Source organism: Klebsiella sp. X1-16S-Nf21 (assembly GCF_002837615.1).
In the GTDB taxonomy this organism is placed as follows: domain Bacteria; phylum Pseudomonadota; class Gammaproteobacteria; order Enterobacterales; family Enterobacteriaceae; genus Klebsiella; species Klebsiella variicola.
In genome coordinates this window covers 26438-45337 of the sequence record NZ_PJDK01000046.1, presented here as the reverse complement: position 1 = coordinate 45337, position 18900 = coordinate 26438, and the positions used below count along the sequence as shown (strand labels likewise).

Annotated in this window: 12 protein-coding genes; 3 read left to right on the top strand and 9 right to left on the bottom strand. The window is 60.6% G+C overall.

Annotation, left to right across the window (positions count from 1 at the left end; translation table 11 throughout):
- The 4 genes from bcsB (CW267_RS19695) to bcsR all read right to left on the bottom strand — a co-directional run.
- Nucleotides 1-1553 (bottom strand): cellulose biosynthesis cyclic di-GMP-binding regulatory protein BcsB (bcsB, locus tag CW267_RS19695; protein ID WP_101148651.1); only part of this gene is annotated, 1553 nt, incomplete at its 3' end.
- Between the two features lie 10 nt (nucleotides 1554-1563).
- Nucleotides 1564-4182, bottom strand: coding sequence for a UDP-forming cellulose synthase catalytic subunit (gene bcsA, locus CW267_RS19690; protein WP_100781146.1), 2619 nt, complete (start codon nucleotides 4180-4182; stop codon nucleotides 1564-1566).
- Nucleotides 4179-4910: a cellulose biosynthesis protein BcsQ gene (bcsQ, locus tag CW267_RS19685; RefSeq protein WP_032755970.1), complete on the bottom strand. Its 732-nt coding sequence runs from the start codon at nucleotides 4908-4910 to the stop codon at nucleotides 4179-4181. The genes bcsA (CW267_RS19690) and bcsQ overlap by 4 nt, the downstream gene beginning before the upstream one ends.
- Before the next feature lie 11 nt (nucleotides 4911-4921).
- Complete coding sequence (gene bcsR / locus CW267_RS19680) at nucleotides 4922-5110, bottom strand: cellulose biosynthesis protein BcsR (RefSeq protein WP_002921513.1); 189 nt, start codon at nucleotides 5108-5110, stop codon at nucleotides 4922-4924.
- A 168-nt stretch (nucleotides 5111-5278) separates the two neighbouring features.
- Here bcsR and bcsE point away from each other — a divergent pair, with 168 nt between their 5' ends.
- From bcsE to bcsG, 3 genes are read left to right on the top strand one after another with little or no spacing between them, the layout of a single operon-like run.
- Nucleotides 5279-6832 (top strand): cellulose biosynthesis protein BcsE, encoded by a 1554-nt coding sequence (gene bcsE / locus CW267_RS19675; protein WP_023298320.1) that lies wholly within the window; start codon nucleotides 5279-5281, stop codon nucleotides 6830-6832.
- On the top strand, nucleotides 6832-7029 hold the full coding sequence (gene bcsF / locus CW267_RS19670) for a cellulose biosynthesis protein BcsF (RefSeq protein WP_100781147.1): 198 nt from the start codon (nucleotides 6832-6834) through the stop codon (nucleotides 7027-7029). The genes bcsE and bcsF overlap by 1 nt, the downstream gene beginning before the upstream one ends.
- Entirely contained in the window at nucleotides 7026-8705 is a 1680-nt protein-coding gene (gene bcsG, locus CW267_RS19665; RefSeq protein WP_032740318.1) for a cellulose biosynthesis protein BcsG, read from the top strand. The genes bcsF and bcsG overlap by 4 nt, the downstream gene beginning before the upstream one ends.
- A gap of 107 nt (nucleotides 8706-8812) precedes the next feature.
- Here the strand turns inward: bcsG and CW267_RS19660 are convergent, their stop codons facing one another.
- Genes CW267_RS19660 through bcsA (CW267_RS19640) form a run of 5 tightly spaced genes read right to left on the bottom strand, consistent with a single transcriptional unit; the run spans nucleotide 8813 to nucleotide 18894 of the window.
- Nucleotides 8813-9814, bottom strand: a complete 1002-nt coding sequence (locus CW267_RS19660) for a glycosyl hydrolase family 8 (RefSeq protein ID WP_012967086.1) — start codon at nucleotides 9812-9814, stop codon at nucleotides 8813-8815.
- Between the two features lie 11 nt (nucleotides 9815-9825).
- Complete coding sequence (gene bcsD, locus CW267_RS19655) at nucleotides 9826-10302, bottom strand: cellulose biosynthesis protein BcsD (protein WP_008806909.1); 477 nt, start codon at nucleotides 10300-10302, stop codon at nucleotides 9826-9828.
- Nucleotides 10302-14354 (bottom strand): cellulose biosynthesis protein BcsC, encoded by a 4053-nt coding sequence (locus tag CW267_RS19650; RefSeq protein WP_032755975.1) that lies wholly within the window; start codon nucleotides 14352-14354, stop codon nucleotides 10302-10304. The genes bcsD and CW267_RS19650 overlap by 1 nt, the downstream gene beginning before the upstream one ends.
- Entirely contained in the window at nucleotides 14354-16786 is a 2433-nt protein-coding gene (bcsB, locus tag CW267_RS19645; RefSeq protein ID WP_086892800.1) for a cellulose biosynthesis cyclic di-GMP-binding regulatory protein BcsB, read from the bottom strand. The genes CW267_RS19650 and bcsB (CW267_RS19645) overlap by 1 nt, the downstream gene beginning before the upstream one ends.
- Nucleotides 16783-18894 carry a UDP-forming cellulose synthase catalytic subunit gene (gene bcsA, locus CW267_RS19640; RefSeq protein ID WP_100781148.1) on the bottom strand — a complete coding sequence of 704 codons (2112 nt, stop codon included), beginning with the start codon at nucleotides 18892-18894 and terminating at the stop codon, nucleotides 16783-16785. The genes bcsB (CW267_RS19645) and bcsA (CW267_RS19640) overlap by 4 nt, the downstream gene beginning before the upstream one ends.
- Nucleotides 18895-18900 lie beyond the last annotated feature (6 nt).

The window sequence follows — 18900 nt, the reverse complement described above, 5'->3', positions numbered from 1 at the left end:
GAATCGTCGCCAATCACCACATGGTTCTGCACCGGCTGGAAGGTAATACAGTTGTCGATGGAGCCGCCCGGCATCGGGTTCATGAACTGGAAGTCAAAGCGCAGCTGGTTGACCGCCCCGAGACGCAGCGCGGGGATGGTGACCTCTGATTTGCCGTCCAGCAGCCCCTGCAGCACCGGCAGGCGCAGGATCAGTTTGTTCACGTCCTGAGCGCTGTTAAGGCTGAACGACTGCAGGAACTGGTCGTTGAGGCTGATATCCATCCGCGAACTGTCCTTCACCGGCGGCATGGTGTAGCGATATTTCAGATCCATATCGATGCCGTTGGCCCGCAGCAGATAGAGATCCGGCGGCAGATTAAGCGCCACGGTGATGGCATCCGGCACCAGCCCGCTGGACTGCAGCTGTTGCTCATAGGTTTTCAGCTCAGCGAAGGTGACCGAGCGGTCGGTGCGCACCCAGTTCGGTGCGTCGTAAGGCTGACGCGGCTGCAGGGTTTTGATGCCGTCCACGGTGACGCTGCTGCCGCGGAACAGAATATTGCCCTGGGCAATCCCCTTCGCTGCCAGCAGCAGGTCGTTATCATCGCGGCCGAAAATTACCAGCAGCTTGACGTAAGGATCGTTCGGGTTGTCGATCATTTCGATGGTCGGCGCCTTGACCGGCGGATGATCGCGCAGGAAGTCCGGGCGCTTGTCGTTGGTGGCGAAGACGATGGCGTTACGATCCGGCAGTTCGTTGAAATAGACCGGGAACTGCTGGCCGCGCCAGCCGGCCTTGCTGCCGAACCAGGAGGCGACAATCGCCGCCGCCTGCTGCTGGGCCACCGCTGGCGAGCCCGGGAAAATCATCGGTAGCGTCAGCGGGCGGTTATCGCGCGGATCGTAGAACGGCACCGGGAAGTGTGACAGATCGTTATGCACCTTCAGCGACTGGTAGGTGAGATCCAGATAGCTTTCGCGCCCGACGTCCAGCCACAGCGTGCTGCTGGCGGGGTTTTCGCAGACATCGCGGTAGTGGCCGACAAACTCCAGCCGTACGCGGTTGAAGTCGGTGATGTACAGCGGGTCAATCGGCAACTGCGCGCGGATCTTTTTCCCCAGCTGCTCTTTGGTCACGGGCAGGACGCCCATCAGCTCATCGTTGAGATAGACTTTCAGCTGCGACTGCACGGGCAGCAGCGAAGGCGATGGGGTGTATTCCAGGTTGAGCAGCGCGTTGGCGACCAGCTCATCGCTGCGCATGCCGAATTCGACCGACGCGTCAGGCCGTGAGCCGCGCAGCACGATGCTGCCGGGCGGCGGCGCGATGGTGGCAAAAGTCAGCTTCACCTCCCGCTGCGGGACGTTCTCGGCCACCGCCGCCGGGGCGGTCGGTTCGGCAAGGGCCGCCGTTGGCTCGCCCACCACGATCGGCGCGCCCGGGGTCGCTACCTGCGGCTGAACGCCAGGGGCGGCGTTCGCCACGACGGCCGGCGCCGCATAAGAGGCCAGCGGATACCAGCTGCACATGCCCACCGCTACTGCACACATCCAGGAAAGTTTTCTTTTCATCGCATTATCATCATTGTTGAGCCATTGCCGGGTCTGCGGAGAGCGTCGGCGCGGCGCGTTCAGGGCGTCGGGGTACAAACGACACTATCCAGGCCACCAGCGAAGTGAGCGCGCGGAAAACCACCTTCACCGACGGCGGCGAAAACTCCGCCAGGTGACGATAGCCACGGAAGCCCAGCTTGAGGATATCCAGCAGGCTTTCCATCGGCTTGTCTTCCGGGAAGCTATCCTGCCAAAGCGCCCACGTATCAGCGCGGGCAAACGTACACTGCACAAAATCGATATGCTGTTGGTTGGTCAACGGCAGTAGCTGGAGCCCCACCTCGCTGCCGTTGACCCGCGCGACCCTTACCGGGAAGGCATATTCCTGCTGTCCTCGTTTGAGCAACAGCCGGGCGTTCTGGCCTTCCAGCACCTGCGCGTCGCCGTGAATTTTGATCCCCAGCCCGCCGTCGGAATAGTCGTGAACCGTGCAGGAGAACAGATGGCCATCTTCGCGGGCAATCGCCGCCGGCATGCTCATTTCGACACGATGCGAACGGCGAACCTGCTTGCTTTCGACCGAGACCGCCACCGCGCCGCCAAGAATAATCAGGTTGTAGAACACCCAGACAATACTCACCCAGACGGTGAGAATTTCGTTTTCCGGGCCATACATAAATCGCCAGATCCCCACCGCGACGCCGACCAGATTGAGCAGTACAAGGTAGATATAGGGCCGGGAGATCACCCAGTCGACATACTCTTCTTCCACCAGCCCGCCCTTCGCGGTGACGTTGAACTTACCTTTATGCGGGTTAATCAGCGCCACAAAGGTGGGCGGCGCGATATACCAGGCCAGCACCGTCTCGTAGATTTCACTCCAGAACGAATGGCGGTATTTGCCCTGAATCTTCGAGTTGGTCAGGCTGGCGTGGATCATGTGCGGCAGCACGAACAGCGCGATCATCAGCGCGGGCGCATAAATGATATAGGCATGGAGCAGCAAAAAGGCCAGCGGCGCCGTGAGGAAGATGAGGCGCGGAATACCGGAGAGGAAGTGGAGCATGGCGTTAGCGTAGCAGACGCGCTGCGCCAGCTTCAGGCCTTTGCCAAACAGCGGGTTATCGAGCCGGAAAATCTGCACCATCCCGCGCGCCCAGCGGATGCGCTGGCCGATATGCGCGGACAAACTCTCCGTCGCCAGCCCCGCCGCCTGCGGGATCCGCATATAGGCTGAGGTGTGTCCCCGCCGGTGCAGACGCAGAGAGGTATGGGCATCTTCGGTTACCGTTTCGACGGCTATCCCGCCAATCTCATCCAGCGGGCCGCGACGGATAACGGCGCAGGAGCCGCAGAAGAAGGTGGCGTCCCACATATCGTTCCCGTCCTGCACCAGGCCGTAGAACAACGTCCCTTCGTTCGGCGTTTTGCGAAAGCGGCCAAGGTTGCGCTCAAAGGGATCGGGCGAGAAGAAGTGGTGCGGGGTCTGCATCATCGCCAGCTCTTTCTCTTTCAGGAACCAGCCCATGGTCATCTGCAGAAACGAGCGCGTTGGCACATGGTCGCAGTCAAAGATCGAGACGAACTCCCCTTTAGCGTATTTCAGCGCATTGTTGATGTTACCGGCCTTGGCGTGCTCGTGGCTGGTACGGGCGATATAGTGCACCCCGACATCTTTGGCAAACTGGCGAAACGCTTCCCGTCCACCATCGTCGAGGATCCAGATGTTCAGCTTGTCCTTCGGCCAGTCGATGCCCTGCGAGGCGTAAATGGTGTTTTTCACCACGTTGAGATCTTCGTTGTAGGTAGGGACGAAGATGTCCACGGTTGGCCACAGATCCATATCCTCCGGCAGCGGCACCGGCTGGCGGTTCAGCGGCCAGACCACCTGGAAGTAGCCCAGCACCAGCACCACCCAGGCGTAGGTCTCTGCGAACAGCAGAATGATCCCGCACACCAGGCTTACCGGGTCGTTCCAGTTCAGCGTCGAGGTGTAGCGCCACCAGATATAGCGGCACGACACCGTCAGCGACAGCACGATAAGCATCAGCGCCGAGAAACGCCCCGGGATGCGACGCACCAGCAGCGCCACGCCCCACAGCAGCATCAGGAAGATAAACTGCGACAGCGGGTTAAAGGGCTGCGTAATACACATTAGCGCCAGCACCAGCGAGCAGAAGGTCACCCCCCCAAGGATTACCCGGCGCAGCTTTGGATTAAGGTGCGCCAGCTCTTTCTGTTTATCCAGATGGCCGGTGCGGGCGTTCACCTGTTCAGGCAGTTTCTCCAGCCATTGCGTATAGCGACCGTGCACTCCTTCCAGAGCCGCCAGCGAGCGCCAGTTGACCTTTTTTTCCGGCTCCGGCACGCGCGTCGCCAGCAACCACAGGGATTGCAGCAGGTAGCGCACCGGATCCAGCGGACGCGGGCGATGCGGATTAATATGGGGAAAATAGGTTTCATGGTGGGCCAGAATCGCCTGCCAGCGCGGCGTCTCCAGCGGCATCAGCGCCCAGACCAGCGACGCCCACAGGCAGCCAAGCGACGCCGAAAGCCAGGAGGCCCCGTGCTGCCGATAGTCGTCATAGCGCGCGCGCAGCCGTTCCCCCACCGGCGGAGCCAGCAGCAGCGTGCTGAGGCGGATCATGCCGGCCTCCCGCCGGAATAGTGGATCAGGCACCAGTTCGCCAGGGTCAGCACCTCTTCCGCCGCCAGGGAGTCCTGACGATACTCCCCAAGAGGCTGTTTCGCCGCCAGGCACTCGGCCATCGCCTCGTCGCGGTGAATTGTCACCGGCAGGATGCGCGGCTGGCTCTCCAGCCACAGCTGGTAGAGATCTTCCTGCAGCTGGCTGCCGACCCGCAGGTCGTTAATCAGAATGTCGCTGTTGGCCGGGAGGGGCTGCTGGTGTAGACGGATATGGCTATTGGCGTCGGGATGAACCACCACCAGCGTGCGATCGCACAGCGTCAGCAGCTCGCGGGTTAATGGCGAATAACCGTTTGGCAGATCCAGCAGCAGCCAGCGGTACTGGCTCTGCAGCTGCTGCACAGCCTCCGCCATCGCCCCCAGCGCGGGCTGCAGCTGGTCAGCATTTTCTCTTTCGCCGGCGCTGAGCTGGCCAAACGGCAGCAGATCGATATGTTGCGTATAGCGCAGACCCGCGTCGCGCCAGTCCCGGCCGTCGAGCAGCGCCCGCGCCCAGCCGTCCTGATGTTGGACATCGGTATTGAAAAAAAAGCGCAGCATATTATCCGGGCTGGCGTCGATCGCCAGCACCGTTTCACCGAGCAATTGCAGCGCCCAGGCGAGTGCAGCCGTAATGGACGTGACGCCAGTCCCCCCGCGCACGCCCTGTAATCCCAGAATAGCCATCTCCGGCTTCCTTATTTTTTCTCTGCAAACTCTGCCAGTAACGGCCAGCGCTTCAGCGCCGCATTCAGCTGCTCGCGCCGGGAAATATCATGATAATCAATATCCGGCAGGGAAAATGCCCGGCTTAGCGCCAGAAAATCATTTTGAAAGGTGTACCCCAGCGTGGCGTCCGTGGGTACTGCAGGATCTTTTGCTGGCATATCTCTGTCCGTTTGAAATTTATTATTAAACCAGAGGACGAATACAGCGCATCCTTAAAAGCAGGTGTACATGCTAAAACTGATGACCTTTAATTTCAATGTTAGGTTTACTCTGCCGGTTTCGCTAGTAAACTTATCCAGTGTCAATCAGGGCGCACGAGGGATGCCGTGGATAGTGTATTTACTTTGGGTATTTCATCATTATGGGATGAAGTGTGCCATATGCCGGTCGGTGGGGTATGGTGGCTCAACGTTGACCGTTATACCGATGCCGTCAGTCTGTTTAATCAGACGCTGGCCGCGCAGGCGAAAAACAGCAAGATCGCCGCGCTGGTAATGGGAGACAAACCTAATAATATCATTTCATTAGATAATGAAGGTGGCCCGGATAATATCGCGCTGTTCACCCTGCCGAATCGTCCGGAAGCCCTGGAAGAAATACATCGTGATTTAGTCTGCTCCCTCGAACCTGGCAATTACTTGTTTATTCTGCTATGCGCTGAAAATACCTGGCAAAATATAAATAAAGATAAGCTATGCGCGTGGGTGGAAAAGACCAGCCGCTGGGCGCAATATCACCGTTGCGCTTTCCTGGCGATCAATTCCGCCCAGGATATCGATCGACAGCTCACCCCATTATTACGCGAGTACCGTTCCCTTTCCGGCCTGGCAAGTATTCGTTACCAGGGCGACCGGCATCTCTTTGATATTGCCTGGTGGGGAAGCGACAAAGGCATCAGCGCTCAGCAGCAGCTGATGGTGCAACGCGATGATGCCGGCTGGCGGCTGGCGCAGGAGACGGAAACCAGCGTTCAGCCACGTAGTGATGAGAAGGTGATCCTCAGCAATATGCGCGTGCTGGAAGGCGCCCCGCCGCTGTCGGAATACTGGACCCTGTTCGATACCAACGACGAGGTCTTCAACGCCGGGCGCACCGCACAAGCGGCCACGGTACTTTTCTCCATCACCCAGAATACGCAAATTGAACAGCTGGGACGCTATATTCATACCCTGCGTCGCCAGCGCGGTACGGCGCTGAAAATTATTGTCCGTGAGCAAACGCCCAGCCTGCGCGCGACCGATGAGCGGCTACTGCTCAGCAGCGGCGCCAGTCTGGTGATCCCCAGCAGCGCGTCGCTCTCCCGCTGTCTGACGTTGATCGAAAGCGTGCAGAACCAAAAATTCTCCCGCCATATTCCGGAGGATTTCGCCACGCTGTTGACCTGGAGCCAGCCGTTAAAGCTGCGCGGCTATCAGAAGTGGGATGCTTTCTGCGAGGCGGTACAGAACGTGATGGCCAATACCCTCCTGCCCGCCGACAGCAAAGGCGTGATGGTGGCCCTGCGCCCGGCGCCAGGGCTGCGCGTTGAGCAGGCGCTGACGTTATGCAAACCCAACCGGATGGGCGATATCATGACCATCGGCAATAACCGGCTGGTGCTGTTTTTGTCGTTTTGCCGGATTAATGACCTCGATACCGCGCTAAACCACATTTTCCCGCTGCCGACCGGCGATATTTTTTCTAACCGCATGGTGTGGTTTGAAGACAAGCAGATCCTCTCGGAAATCGTGATCATGCGCGGCGTCGAGCCCGCGCACTGGAACACGCCGCTGCCCTTGTCGATAGATAAAAACGAAACCATCAACGCCACCCACGATGGACGCCACTGGCGACGCTACCCCGAACCACACCGGTTAACCACCCGTGAGGAACAAGCCTGATGATGTCTATCGCCGATATTCTGCAACTGGTGGTGCTCTGCGCCCTGCTGTTTTTCCCGCTGGGCTACCTGACGCGCCATTACCAGCGCCGTATTCGCACGACGTTAAGATTGATGTTCTTTAAACACCGTTACGTGAAACCGGCAGGCGTATTACGCCGGGGAGCCACGGTTAAGCAAGGCAAAGCGAACAAATGACAAACACTAAACCGACCGCGACACCGCTTCCGCTCTGGCAGTACTGGCGCGGCCTTGGCGGCTGGAATTTATATTTTCTGGTCAAATTTGCCCTGCTGTGGGCCGGGTATCTCAATTTCCACCCGATGCTGAACCTGGTGTTTCTCGCCTTTCTGCTGGTGCCGATCCCGCGCGAAAAGCTACACCGTATCCGCCACTGGATCGCTATTCCGCTCGGCTTCGCGCTGTTCTGGCACGATACCTGGCTGCCCGGTCCGGAGACGCTTCTTAGCCAGGGTTCGCAAATCGCCGGCTTCAGCGCCAGCTATATCTGGGATCTGATCGTCCGGTTTATTAACTGGAGCATGGTCGGCGCCTTCTTTGTTTTACTGGTCCTGTGGCTGTTTATCAGTCAGTGGCTGCGCGTCACTGTGTTTGTCTCCGCGATGGTCGTCTGGCTGGCGGTCAGCCCACTGCTGCCGGCCTTTACCCTGTGGCCCGCCGGTCAGCCCACCACGGCCGCCGCCACGACCGCGCCGGCCAATACCGGGGCCAACGCCGCCGCTGGCGCCGCGACCAGCCCCGCCAGCAGCGATATTCCGCCGCAGACCGAGCCGCCGACGTCAGCCAATCTCACCAACTGGCTGAACGGTTTCTATGCCGCCGAGCAGAAGCGCAAAACGCCGTTCCCGGACCAGCTGCCGGCGGATGCCCAGCCGTTTGACCTGCTGGTGATCAATATCTGCTCGCTCTCCTGGTCGGATATTGAAGCCGCCGGTCTGATGGACCATCCGCTGTGGAAGCATTTCGATATTGTCTTCAAAAACTTTAACTCCGCGACCTCCTACAGCGGCCCGGCGGCGGTGCGCCTGCTGCGCGCCAGCTGCGGCCAGCTGTCGCATACCAACCTGTATCAGCCGTCCGGCGCCGATTGCTACCTGTTTGAAAACCTGGCGAAACTCGGCTTCAACCAGCAGCTGATGCTCGGCCATAACGGTCTGTTCGGCGACTTCCTGAAAGAACTGCGTTCGCTGGGCGGCATGCAGAGCCCGCTGATGGACCAGACCGGGTTGCCGGTCAGCCTGCAGGCGTTTGACGGCTCCCCGGTGTATGAGGATCTGGCGGTCCTCAACCGCTGGCTGAAGACCGAAGAGGCCAGCAGCAATCCGCGGAGCGCCACCTTCTATAACACCTTGCCGCTGCATGACGGCAATCACTTCCCGGGGCAAAGCAAAACCGCAGACTACAAAGTGCGGGCGCAGAAGCTGTTTGATGACCTGGATAACTTCTTCACCGAGCTGGAGAAATCGGGGCGGAAAGTGATGGTGGTGGTGGTGCCGGAACACGGCGGCGCGCTGAAGGGCGATAAGATGCAGGTCTCTGGCCTGCGGGATATCCCGAGCCCGTCGATCACGAACGTCCCGACGGCGGTAAAATTCTTCGGCATGAAAGCGCCGCATGAAGGGGCGCCGATTATCATCGATCAGCCCAGCAGTTACCTGGCGGTGTCGGAGCTGGTGGTGCGTGCCCTCGACGGCAAAATGTTCAGCGAGGACAGCGTCAACTGGCAGCAGTATGTCGCAAACCTGCCGCAGAGCGCAGCGGTGTCCGAAAACGCCAACGCCATCGTCATCCAGTATCAGGGCAAGCCTTATGTCCAGCTGAATGGCGGTAGCTGGGTGCCTTATCCGCAATAAGCGACAAGGCCGCCCAAACTGGCGGCCTTACATCGTGAGACGTTCCCATTCTCCCTTCCCCACCCGCATGCCTACGGGCGGGGAAGGCGGCAAATCAATCACCGTCTCTAACGCTGATCCTGTTTCGCCAGCCAGACCAACTGCTTGAGGCTGGCAGAGTAATAATCATCCTTGTCGTCAATCTGCGGCGCCTCCTGCGGTTCACCCAGCGTCAGATCGCGCACCGCCAGCAGACCGCCGGCCATATACCAGGGGGCCACCTCGTTGGTGCTGACGTTGATCCACGCCGGGGTTTGCAGACGCGGGTAACTCTGCATCCAGGCCTTCCACGGCGCGAGCAAAGCGCTTTGCGGATCGGCCCACGAGAGATACAGCGGGATACGAATCGCATCGAAACTCATCCGCGGCGGCCACTCTTTGGCTGGCAGCATCTTGCCATCCGCCCGCAGCGCCACCCAGTCGCTGGGCAGGTGTGATTTCCCCCACCCCATCTGCCCCAGCAGCGCCTGTCCGTCGGTCTGCAATGTCCGCCAGGCGGTCAGATGCGTCCGCTCCGCGAAGGCGCGCCAGGCCGGGAAGATGAAATAGGAGGGATTAAGGTTCAGATGGTCGTTGAGATTGAACCCTTTCACGCCCGGGAGCATCACCTGACGACCGGCGAAGGTCACCACCGTATATTTCAGCAGGGAGGCGGTGATGGCATCCGAGGCAATCGCGTAGCGCTTGTCCTGCCACTGCTTTTGCGCACGCAACAGCGCCCAGGCGATCAGCGTATCGCCATCAGAGGCGTTGTTTTTATCGGCGATAGGGTCCGGCGCCACCGGGTTATAGCGCCAGTAAAACAGCCCGTTAGACTTATCGCGCAGGGTGCTGTCCGTCCACTGCCACAGCTTGTCGAACGCCGGGCGATCGTTATTCGCCACCGCCAGGAGCATGGCAAAGCCCTGACCTTCCGTATGCGACACATTGCCATTGGCGGTATCAATGATACGGCCGTCCGGCATCATAAAACGGGCCTTATAGCGCTCCCAGGCCGTATCCGCCCACGCCCGGGGCACCAGCATCACTGCCGTTGTCACTATCACCGCCACTAAAGCACGCAGGGGCATACATTCACTCATTATGGATGGTAGTAAAGAAACTGAACGTCAGAGACAGAGAACACCCGCTCACGTTGTAAAACGACATGAGCACTGCCTCCCTGACTCTGCAGCCAGCGAGAATATAACCCCTCCAGTATGGCACAGAACGCGTTGCACCAGCGCACGCGTCCCGCGTCGTCCCGGCTGACCGGCAACGCCTGATGGCGCAGGCGCAGGCCATCCTCACCGACATCAATCGTCACCACGCCCCAGTGGAAATGGGTCAGCAGCCGGTTGATATTCGCCTCCAGCTCTCCCACCGTCTCCGACGCCGGCAGCGGATGGGTCTCCGCCAGCGAGGCGCCCATCTGACGCAGGAAGGGCTGGCTTTCCAGCTCGCCGGCATTATTTAACATACCTTCGACCATAATAACCAACAGATCGAACCATCCGGCAGGCGTCTGCTGTTGCTGGAACCAGGTCGTGACCACCGGGTTATTGTTCTCCGTCATCATCAATGATCTCCCAACATATAGCGGATATAGAGCCCGGCGGTACTTTCGTTATAATCCCCGAAGGTGTCATAGCCAATCTGGCCCCCCAGCGTCATCTGTTTGTTAACCTTGTAGTCCGCCCCGGCGCGCAGGGTATAGCCGATGCCGCTCTTCGAGGTCGCGGAATAGTAGGCTTCCTTGGCAAACCCATTGCTCACCGCCGTCTCCAGGGTCTGCTGCCACTCCGAATTGGTCGGGAAATAGGCGCTCTTATCCTGACTGTAAGACTGGTAGCCCACCGAGCCGCCAAGCTTCATGGTCCAGTTATCATATTTCTCCGTCAGACTGACCGGCAGCGACACGCTGACATAGTTTTGCGGGCTAAAGTAGCCCCCCTGGCCATAGGTGAAGTAGCTGAGGTTCTTGGAATAATCCATATAGCTCATGCTCAACCCGGTCTGTAACTGGCGGTATTCGTCATGATAGGGCCGCAGATAGACCCCGGCATTGGCGTTAATGCTGGTGTTGCTGGCGACGTTCTGCCCCAGATAGCTGTATCCGCCACCGCCGACATAGAAGCCCGCGTCGCCGTCGTCATAGCTCAGCTGCAGGGTGCCGCCGTTTTTCGTCACCTGCCCCCAGGTTTTACCGGAATAAGTGTCCTTCAGACCAACGTAAGAAAGCAGGCTGTCGGTCAGTGAGCGGCGTTCGCCGGTCAGGATCAGCGACAGGTAGTTGCTCAGCTTAGGCGACCATTTCACCCCACCGACAACGGTATTGAGATCCTGGCCCAGCGGCGTGCTGCCAATATCGACGCGATAATCGTCACCGCTTAACGCCAGCGCCAGCTCGACGCCGTTAGCCTTCTGCGAATCGGTTGAGCCGCTGGTCTGGTCAACGTTCGGCTTAAGGCTGGAAGAGGCCAGATAGCTGGCGACCTGTCCCGAATCATAGCTCCCGAGCTTCGCCAGGTTTTCCATCCCGCTGCTGGTGGTCGGATTGAAATCTGCCGCATTCAGGGTGCCCAGGCCGCTTAAGGCTTCGGCCCCCGGATTGCTGGCAAAATAGGCCGTCCGCTCCGCCTCGGTCATCGAGGCGATCGCCGCCTGCTCGCTGGTGGCGGTACTCACCATATTGGAGACCGCGTTAGCCAGCGGGTTGGCGCCGTAGCGACGCCAGGCGTCGCCGCTGGCGGTTCCGGCGTTCAACGACACCGGGGTGACGGTAAAGTCAAAGCGCGAATCGCCAAATGGCGAAGAAGACCAGGTCAGCGGCGTCCGGAGCTCCGTCAGCTTGCTGGTACCCGATTCGCCGTCGCGCCCGCGCACGTCCATACCGCCCTGCAGCCAGCTGCCGGTTTTCTCCTGCAGCGACTCCATCATGGTGTCCACCTGGCGCAGCATCCGCGTCTCGGCGGTGTCCACTGGCAGATCGGGGCGCTGGATCCCCGGCAGCGTGGAACCGGGCGCGGCGGCCGACTGGGCGACCTGCCACGGCATATACTGCCCGTAGGCGGAGGCCGTTCGCGTCGGCGCCGACGTTTGCGACACGCCGATGAAGGGGTTATCCGCCGCCAGCACCCCGCCGACGGTTGGCGTTTCGCTGCTGTTGGTGCTTTGCATACCCAGTAGTTTGCCGCGGGCGCTACGCAGGTAGGTCATCGCCTGCTGATGATGGCCCTGCGCCTCTGCGACTCTCGCCAGCAGCAGCAGGCGGTCCGGGGAGTTATCCTGACGCAAGCCGCCGGCCAGCTGTTCGGCGCGATCGTTATTCCCCGCCGACAGCGCCACGTCGATGGCCCCGGCGCGCGCATCCTGGTTCGGCGTATCACGCGTCATCAGGTAGTCATAAACCACCCCGGCCTCTTTATTCATTTTGCCGCTCTGGTACAACCGCGCCATCGCGAACATCAGATCGGTATTCTGCGGGTCGCTTTGCATGGCGCGGATCAGCTTGTCATACGCCGCGGCGTAGTTGCCCTGCTCACGCAGGCGATCGGCTTCGTTGATCACATAGCCATTGCGAATGCTCGCCAGCTGCGTCGGCGTACTGCTGGCCTGCAGCTGCGGATTGCTGAGCAGGTTCTGCGCCTCGCCGGTCAGCCCGGCCTGATTCAGCACCGCAATCTGATCGGCGTAATCACCGGCGTTGCCGGACACCCCGCTGCTGATATTGTTGCGCACCAGCGAGACCGCGGTAGTCAGATCGCCGCTCTCGGCCAGCAGCCGCGCCAGCTTGCCGGCGTCCGCCGGGGCCTTCGGCGGCGTGGAGGCCATCGCCCGCAGGGTATTGCTGGCGGCAGTGCGGTTGCCCTGCGCCAGATAGTTTTCGGCGGTCGCCAGCTGCAGGTTGTAGTTCACCCGCTGGCGTAAATCGCGCATGTCGCTGGTCTGGCTGCCGCCGGGAATGCGCGCCAGCAGCGTCTGCGCCTGCTGCCAGGCGCCGTTTTCGCTGGCAAACAGGGCGGCGGCATACAGCGCATTGTTGCTGGCGCCGGGGCGATAGGCCGCCGACATCAGCGAAGAGGCCTCGCTGCCGTTACCCGATTTTTGCAACAGCCGGGCCAGATCAAGGCGCAGCCAGGGATCGTCCGGATAACGGGCGACGCCTTCGCGCAGAGTGGCAATCGCGCCGCCTGGATTACCGCTGCTGACCTGCGCCTGGGCCTGACGGCGCACGGCATCGCCCGGCATACCGGCCACCACCCGCGGCTGCAGTTTTTGCTGCAGGCTCTGCGGGAGCGTCTGCAGCATCGCCTGCGCCTCGGCGGATTTATTCTGCTCGCGCAGCACGTAATAGAGGTTTTCCCGCCCCGCCGCGTTCTGCGGATCGTCGCTTAACAGCGAGCGTAGCGTTTGCTCCGCCTGGGGCAAATCTTTGTTATGCCGCAGCACATCGGCGCGGAACAGCTTCGCCGAGGCGCCCCGCGCCCCGCTCTGCTGCGCCAGCGGCGCGGAGAGCGCCAGCGCCTGACTAATATTGCCCTGCTTATAGGCCTGCTGCGCCTGCGCCAGCTGGCCGTAGAACAGCGCATCGGCCGCCTGCTGACGACGGGTCGCCGAGGCGTCGCCGCCGAGATCCGCCGCCCGGCTCAGATACTGCGACGCGGCCTGGTAGTCGCCGCTGCGCTGCGCGATATAGCCCATGCCCGCCAGCGCATCGGCATCCTGCGGGTTGGTCTGCAGCACCTCTTCAAATTGCTGCTTCGCGGCGGCGGTATTGCCGCTGTTCAGATTGGCGTAGCCCTGGCCACGCGCCTGACCGCTGCGCCGTTCGCGAAAGTAATTCTGGACTTCACTATCCTGCGGATGCCGCTGCATCCAGGTATCATAATACTGCTCATCCCCGGCCTGCGGGCCCAGCCAGAGCAGCGCCTGACGCAAGCCGCTGTCTGCCTCTTTATTGCCGCTGGCCATCGGCTCCAGCAGGGCGATCCCTTCCCGGCGGGTCTCTTCCCGCCAGGTTAAGGCTTTGCCCAGCGCCACCCGCGGGGCGTTCTCCTGCGGATGCTGGGCCACGTACTGGCGCAGTTCGCTGATGGCCTGCGGATAAAGCGATTTGTCGCTGGCCATGGTCAGGTAATATTCCGCCGCCAGCCCGGCAGGCGGCGTATTGCCATTAAACATGCTGCGCCAGGTCGCCAGCGCCCCGGGGATATTGCCGCCGCGCGCCTGCTGGCGGGCCAGGCTGAGCTGCCCCTGCGGCACCTGCGACATCTTTTTAGCGTTGTCTAAATCCTGCAGCCCCGGGCTGTCCGGCGCCGCTTTCGCCAGCCGGGCGCGCCACTGCGCCGCCGCCTGCATATCGCCACCCTGCTGCGACCAGAGCGCCATCAGATACAGCGCCTGGGTGTTATTGGCATCGACCGAAAGCACCTTCTGCAGGGACTCCATCGCCAGTTCGTCATGGGATTTCTCATGCCAGTAGTTGGCCTGGGCGAACAGCGCCTGCAGCGCCGCGTCGTTACCTGCCGCCAGCGCGCCGCCAGAAGCACCGAGAGTCAACGCGCCGGTGAGGCAGAACGTCGTGAGCCGGCGGGAGGTTTTCATCGTTATTGTTATCTTTCTTTTCATTAGTTATCCCCCGAACCCAGACGCTTACGGGCATGACGTTTAAACATCGCGGTCAGCGCCAGTCCCATTATCGAGGTGGCAATCAGCCCCAGCACCGCCAGGAAACCGGAATGCTGGCTGGCATACCAGACAGCCATCATGTACCACGGCATCTGACCGCTGGGGAACGGCGTGCTGACCTGGAAGCTGCGCACCCCGTTATCACTGGTGATCACCGCGGTATCGCCACGGATCCCGGCGTTGATACGCGGCGAGTCCAGATCGGTCTTCAATCGCGCCAGCTGGTCATCATTGCTGGCCATCGCCACCACCACCAGGCGAGTCGCGTTCCACGGCGAACGATAGCTGATGAACCCGCGCCAGGCGCTGCTGGACGAGAAGTAGCGATCGGCATCGAGGCTGGCCGAGGTCCAGTCGCCGGTGAGCCGACGCTGCACTTTTTGCCACAGGTCAGGCTCACGGACGCTCAGTGTGTTATCCACCGGACGATACGGTGAATCAGCCAGCAGGCTCTGGTTAAAGGCCTGCTGATCGAGAGCGGTGACTGCCAGCACGTCACGTTCGCGCAGCGACTGCAGATCCGCGCCACCGGTCGGCATCCCGAGCACGACGCGGTTATTCGCCAGCGCAGTGCCGGTCGCATTTCCGGAGCGCGCCGCCAGATTCAGCAGGGTGGCCACCTGGGTCTCAGACGGGTCCGCCGGCAGCATAAGCGTCGTTTGCGAATAGTCCGCCAGTCGCGAGAAAGGGAATGAGGCGCCAACGAAATAGGAGAGGTTTGGCAGCAGCGAGAAGTGTCGCGTTTTGCTCAAATCAATCCAGGAATCGTCAGTGATCCGGCTCTTGATATTGTTATTCAGCAGTACCGAGCACGGAACATCATCCTTCGGCACCACATTGAAGTACATCGACAGCTGGTTATCGCCGTAGATCAGATAGGGCGCCAGCGGGATGGTAAAGCGCTCCTGGCGCGCATCGCCCCCGAGGTGGCGCCAGACTTTCTCCAGCGGCCCCTGCTTGTTCATCGCCAGGTTATTGAGGAAGGTACCGTTGAGCGTGACGCTCAGCAGGGACTTGTCCTCATTAATCCAGCTTTCCGATGGGAAGCGGTAGCCAACCTGTAGCGGGATCGTCTCGCCATCCCAGAGATAGAGGTCGGGCGCGGCGCGAAAGGCGATACGTAAAGGCTCATGCCAGACGCCGCTGACGGTCGGGCTTTGATCCTTACGCAACAGTTCGCTGAGCCTGACCGGACGATCGGTGGGGATCCAGCGCGGCGCATCGTACGCTTTACCAACCGGGATGGTCTGCGGTTCGACATCCTGCGTCGCGGTTTGCGGGGCGAAGTTGCCGCGGGTCAACCGCCAGGCGGCCATGCGCAGCGCCATATCGTTTTTACCGACAATCAGCAGCAGTTTGTAGGCCGGATTGGCGGGGTTGGCGATGATGCGCAGCAGCGGTTTATCGGTTTCCGGCAGCGTCATGCCGCCCACCTGCTCGCCCGGATGGCCAATCACAATACCATGGCGTTCCGGCAGGCGATCGCGCAGGGCGCTGAAGGCGATGCCGCGATAGTCCGCCTGGATACCCAGCCATGAAGAGACCAGCGCCGCGGCGCTGAAGACGTCAGCCGACGGCTTCGCCCCATAGGCGACCGCGATGTCCGCCGGGGTCATCTGCATACTGTCAAAGAAGGGGCGTGGGAAGTGGCTCAGGTCGTCGCTGATGTTCAGTTGCTGGCTTTCCCAGCTGAAATGCGACGTGGGCAGCACCGTCACCCGCGACGAATCATGAATATCACGCTGGCACTGCAGGGTATCGCCATCGTTGATCTTCACGCTCAGGTTATTGCTGGAGACCATCAGCGCGGGCGGAATATCCAGCTGATAATGGGAGACATCCTCGCCATCGGCACCCAGCGGCAGAGTGCCGAGGGGCTGACCGTTGAGCATCAGCTGCAGGGTGGCATTGCGGCTCGCCATTTCCGGCGATACGCGGACGGCAAGGCTGAGCTGGGAATGGATCACCACCTGGTCGGAAGGCAGCGTAAAGCTAACGCCCCCCTGCCGCTGGCCGCCGCTGAGGATAATGCCATCCGGCATCCCCATTTGCGCCAGATTCAGATCGCCTCCCCAAACCGGGGCGACGGGGATGACATCGGGCGCAACCGTGTCGCTCACCGGCGGGGTTACTGCGGGCATCTCAGGCACAGGCGTTGTCAACGCCGCATCGCCTGCGGGGGCGGGCGCTACCGCTGGCGTGGCCTCTTCCGGAGCGGCCGCCGGAGGTTCGTCACCGGGCTCATTGTCCGCCGCGCCGTTGAGCTGCGGAAAACTCAGCGGGGCTGAAGCGCCAGTAGCCGGCTCTTCACTGTGCAGCGCAGGCGCAGAGAACATCCCTGCCAGCAGCGCCAGCGTCGTTAATCGCTTCATAACGTCCCATCCTCCTGCGCCGTTTTCGCCACAGCCGTCCGGCTGCGCTGGCTGCGACGGGTTTTCCACGTCAACCAGAACAGTTCGAACACGCAGCGCAAAATGGTGAAGAAGGAGCGGAACGGGTTATCCTGCGGGCGCGGCGGATTAATCCAGGCATCCGCGCGGGCCAGCACCACCCGCACCAGTTCACGGCGGCGTGAGAGAGGAATATCTTCATCAAACTTGAGGCGCAGGAAGCGCTCATCCGAGGTGACCAGCTGAGCCGGGATGGAGATAGCCCCGGACTGCAGGATCAGCTCAATCTCTTCGATATCATCCTCCAGATGGCGCATATCCGGCGCGGCCACGCGGCAGCCGCCCATCGACAGGTCCGCGGTATGGCTGCGGGAAACGATACCGCTGGCGTAATGGATCACCATCGGAATGTCGACATCGATACGAATGGTTTTTCGCACCTGCCGCGTTTCGCGCGCTACGGCAATCGCCGCCAGCAGGAAGATCAGACTGTAGATCCCCCACCCGACGTTGAGGGCGATAACGTTGGGATCCGAGCCAAAGTAGTCATGGCCAATCGCCCGGACGATGCCGACCACCACCCCCAGGGCTAGCAGGCAGGCCACCACCAGGTGCGGCCGCACCACGGTGAAATCGAAGTAACCGACGTCAAGCAGCCCACCCTTATCGGTAACGTTGAATTTGCCGCGTTTGGGGAAAATCATCGTCACCAGTGTCGGCAGCACCAGGTGGAAGGCCAGCACAATATCGTAGATCTCCCCCCAGAAGCTGTAGCGATAGCGGCCGTTCATTCGCGAACCAACGTAAATAGCGAGGAACAGATGCGGCAGGGCATAGGAGACAATCAGGCTCGCTGAAGAGTAAATAATATTGAGGTTAAACAGCAGATAAGCCAGCGGGGCGGTGACAAACACCACCCTCGGGAGCGCGAACTGGTAGTAGAGCATGGCGCTCAGGTAGCACAAGCGCTGCTGGAAGGTCAGGCCGCGACCAAACAGGGGATTATCGACGCGAAAGATCTGCGTCATCCCGCGCGCCCAGCGGGTTCGCTGGATGACGTGCACCACCAGACGTTCGGTGGCGAGACCAGCCGCCAGCGGAATATCGAGAAAGGCCGACTTCCATCCCAAACGCTGAAACTTCAGCGCCGTATGGGCATCTTCGGTCACCGTTTCGACAGCGAAACCGCCGATCTGCGCCAGCGCCTCGCGGCGGATCACCGCGCAGGAGCCGCAGAAAAAGGTGGCGTTCCAGTTGTCGTTCCCCTGCTGAATCGGGCCATAGAACAACATCCCTTCGTTCGGGATGTTGCGCCCGACGGAGAGGTTACGTTCAAACGGGTCCGGGGAATAGAAATAGTGCGGCGTCTGCACCAGAGCCAGCATCGGATCTTTCAGGAAACCGCCGACGGTGGCCTGCAGGAAGACGCGCGTGGCGACGTGGTCGCAGTCGAAAACGCAGATAAGCTCCCCGTGGGTCAGGGTCAGCGCATGGTTAAGGTTCCCCGCTTTGGCGTGCTTGTTGTCGTTACGGGTGATATAGCCCACGCCGACGTCGGCGGCGAACACGGCAAACTCACTGCGTTTGCCATCATCCAGAAGATAGATCTTCATTTTATCTTTTGGATAATCAATGCATTGTGCCGCCAGGACGGTATCGCGCACCACCTCTAACGGTTCGTTATAGCTCGGAATATAGATATCGACCGTCGGCCACTTGCTCATATCATCCGGCAGTGGAACAATGCCGCGCTTCAGCGGCCAGACCGTCTGCAGGTAGTTAAGCAGCAGCATCACCCAGATATAGACCTCCGCCAGAAAGAGTCCCATTCCGAGAATGGCTTCAATGGACGAGTTGAAGTGCAGGGTCTGCGTGAGGCGAAAATACATGTAACGCGTGGACATCAGCAGCGACGTGACGACCATAATGACCGATACGCTGCGGCGCTTGCTGAAGCCCATCAGAAAGAGAATACCGATACTTAGCAGACCAAAAATATACTGCTTTTGGCTGTCCATCGGCGTGATCACCACCAGCACGGCGACGGGAGACAGCACCAGCGCCAGCAACCAAAAAAGAGATTTTTTCATTCAGCA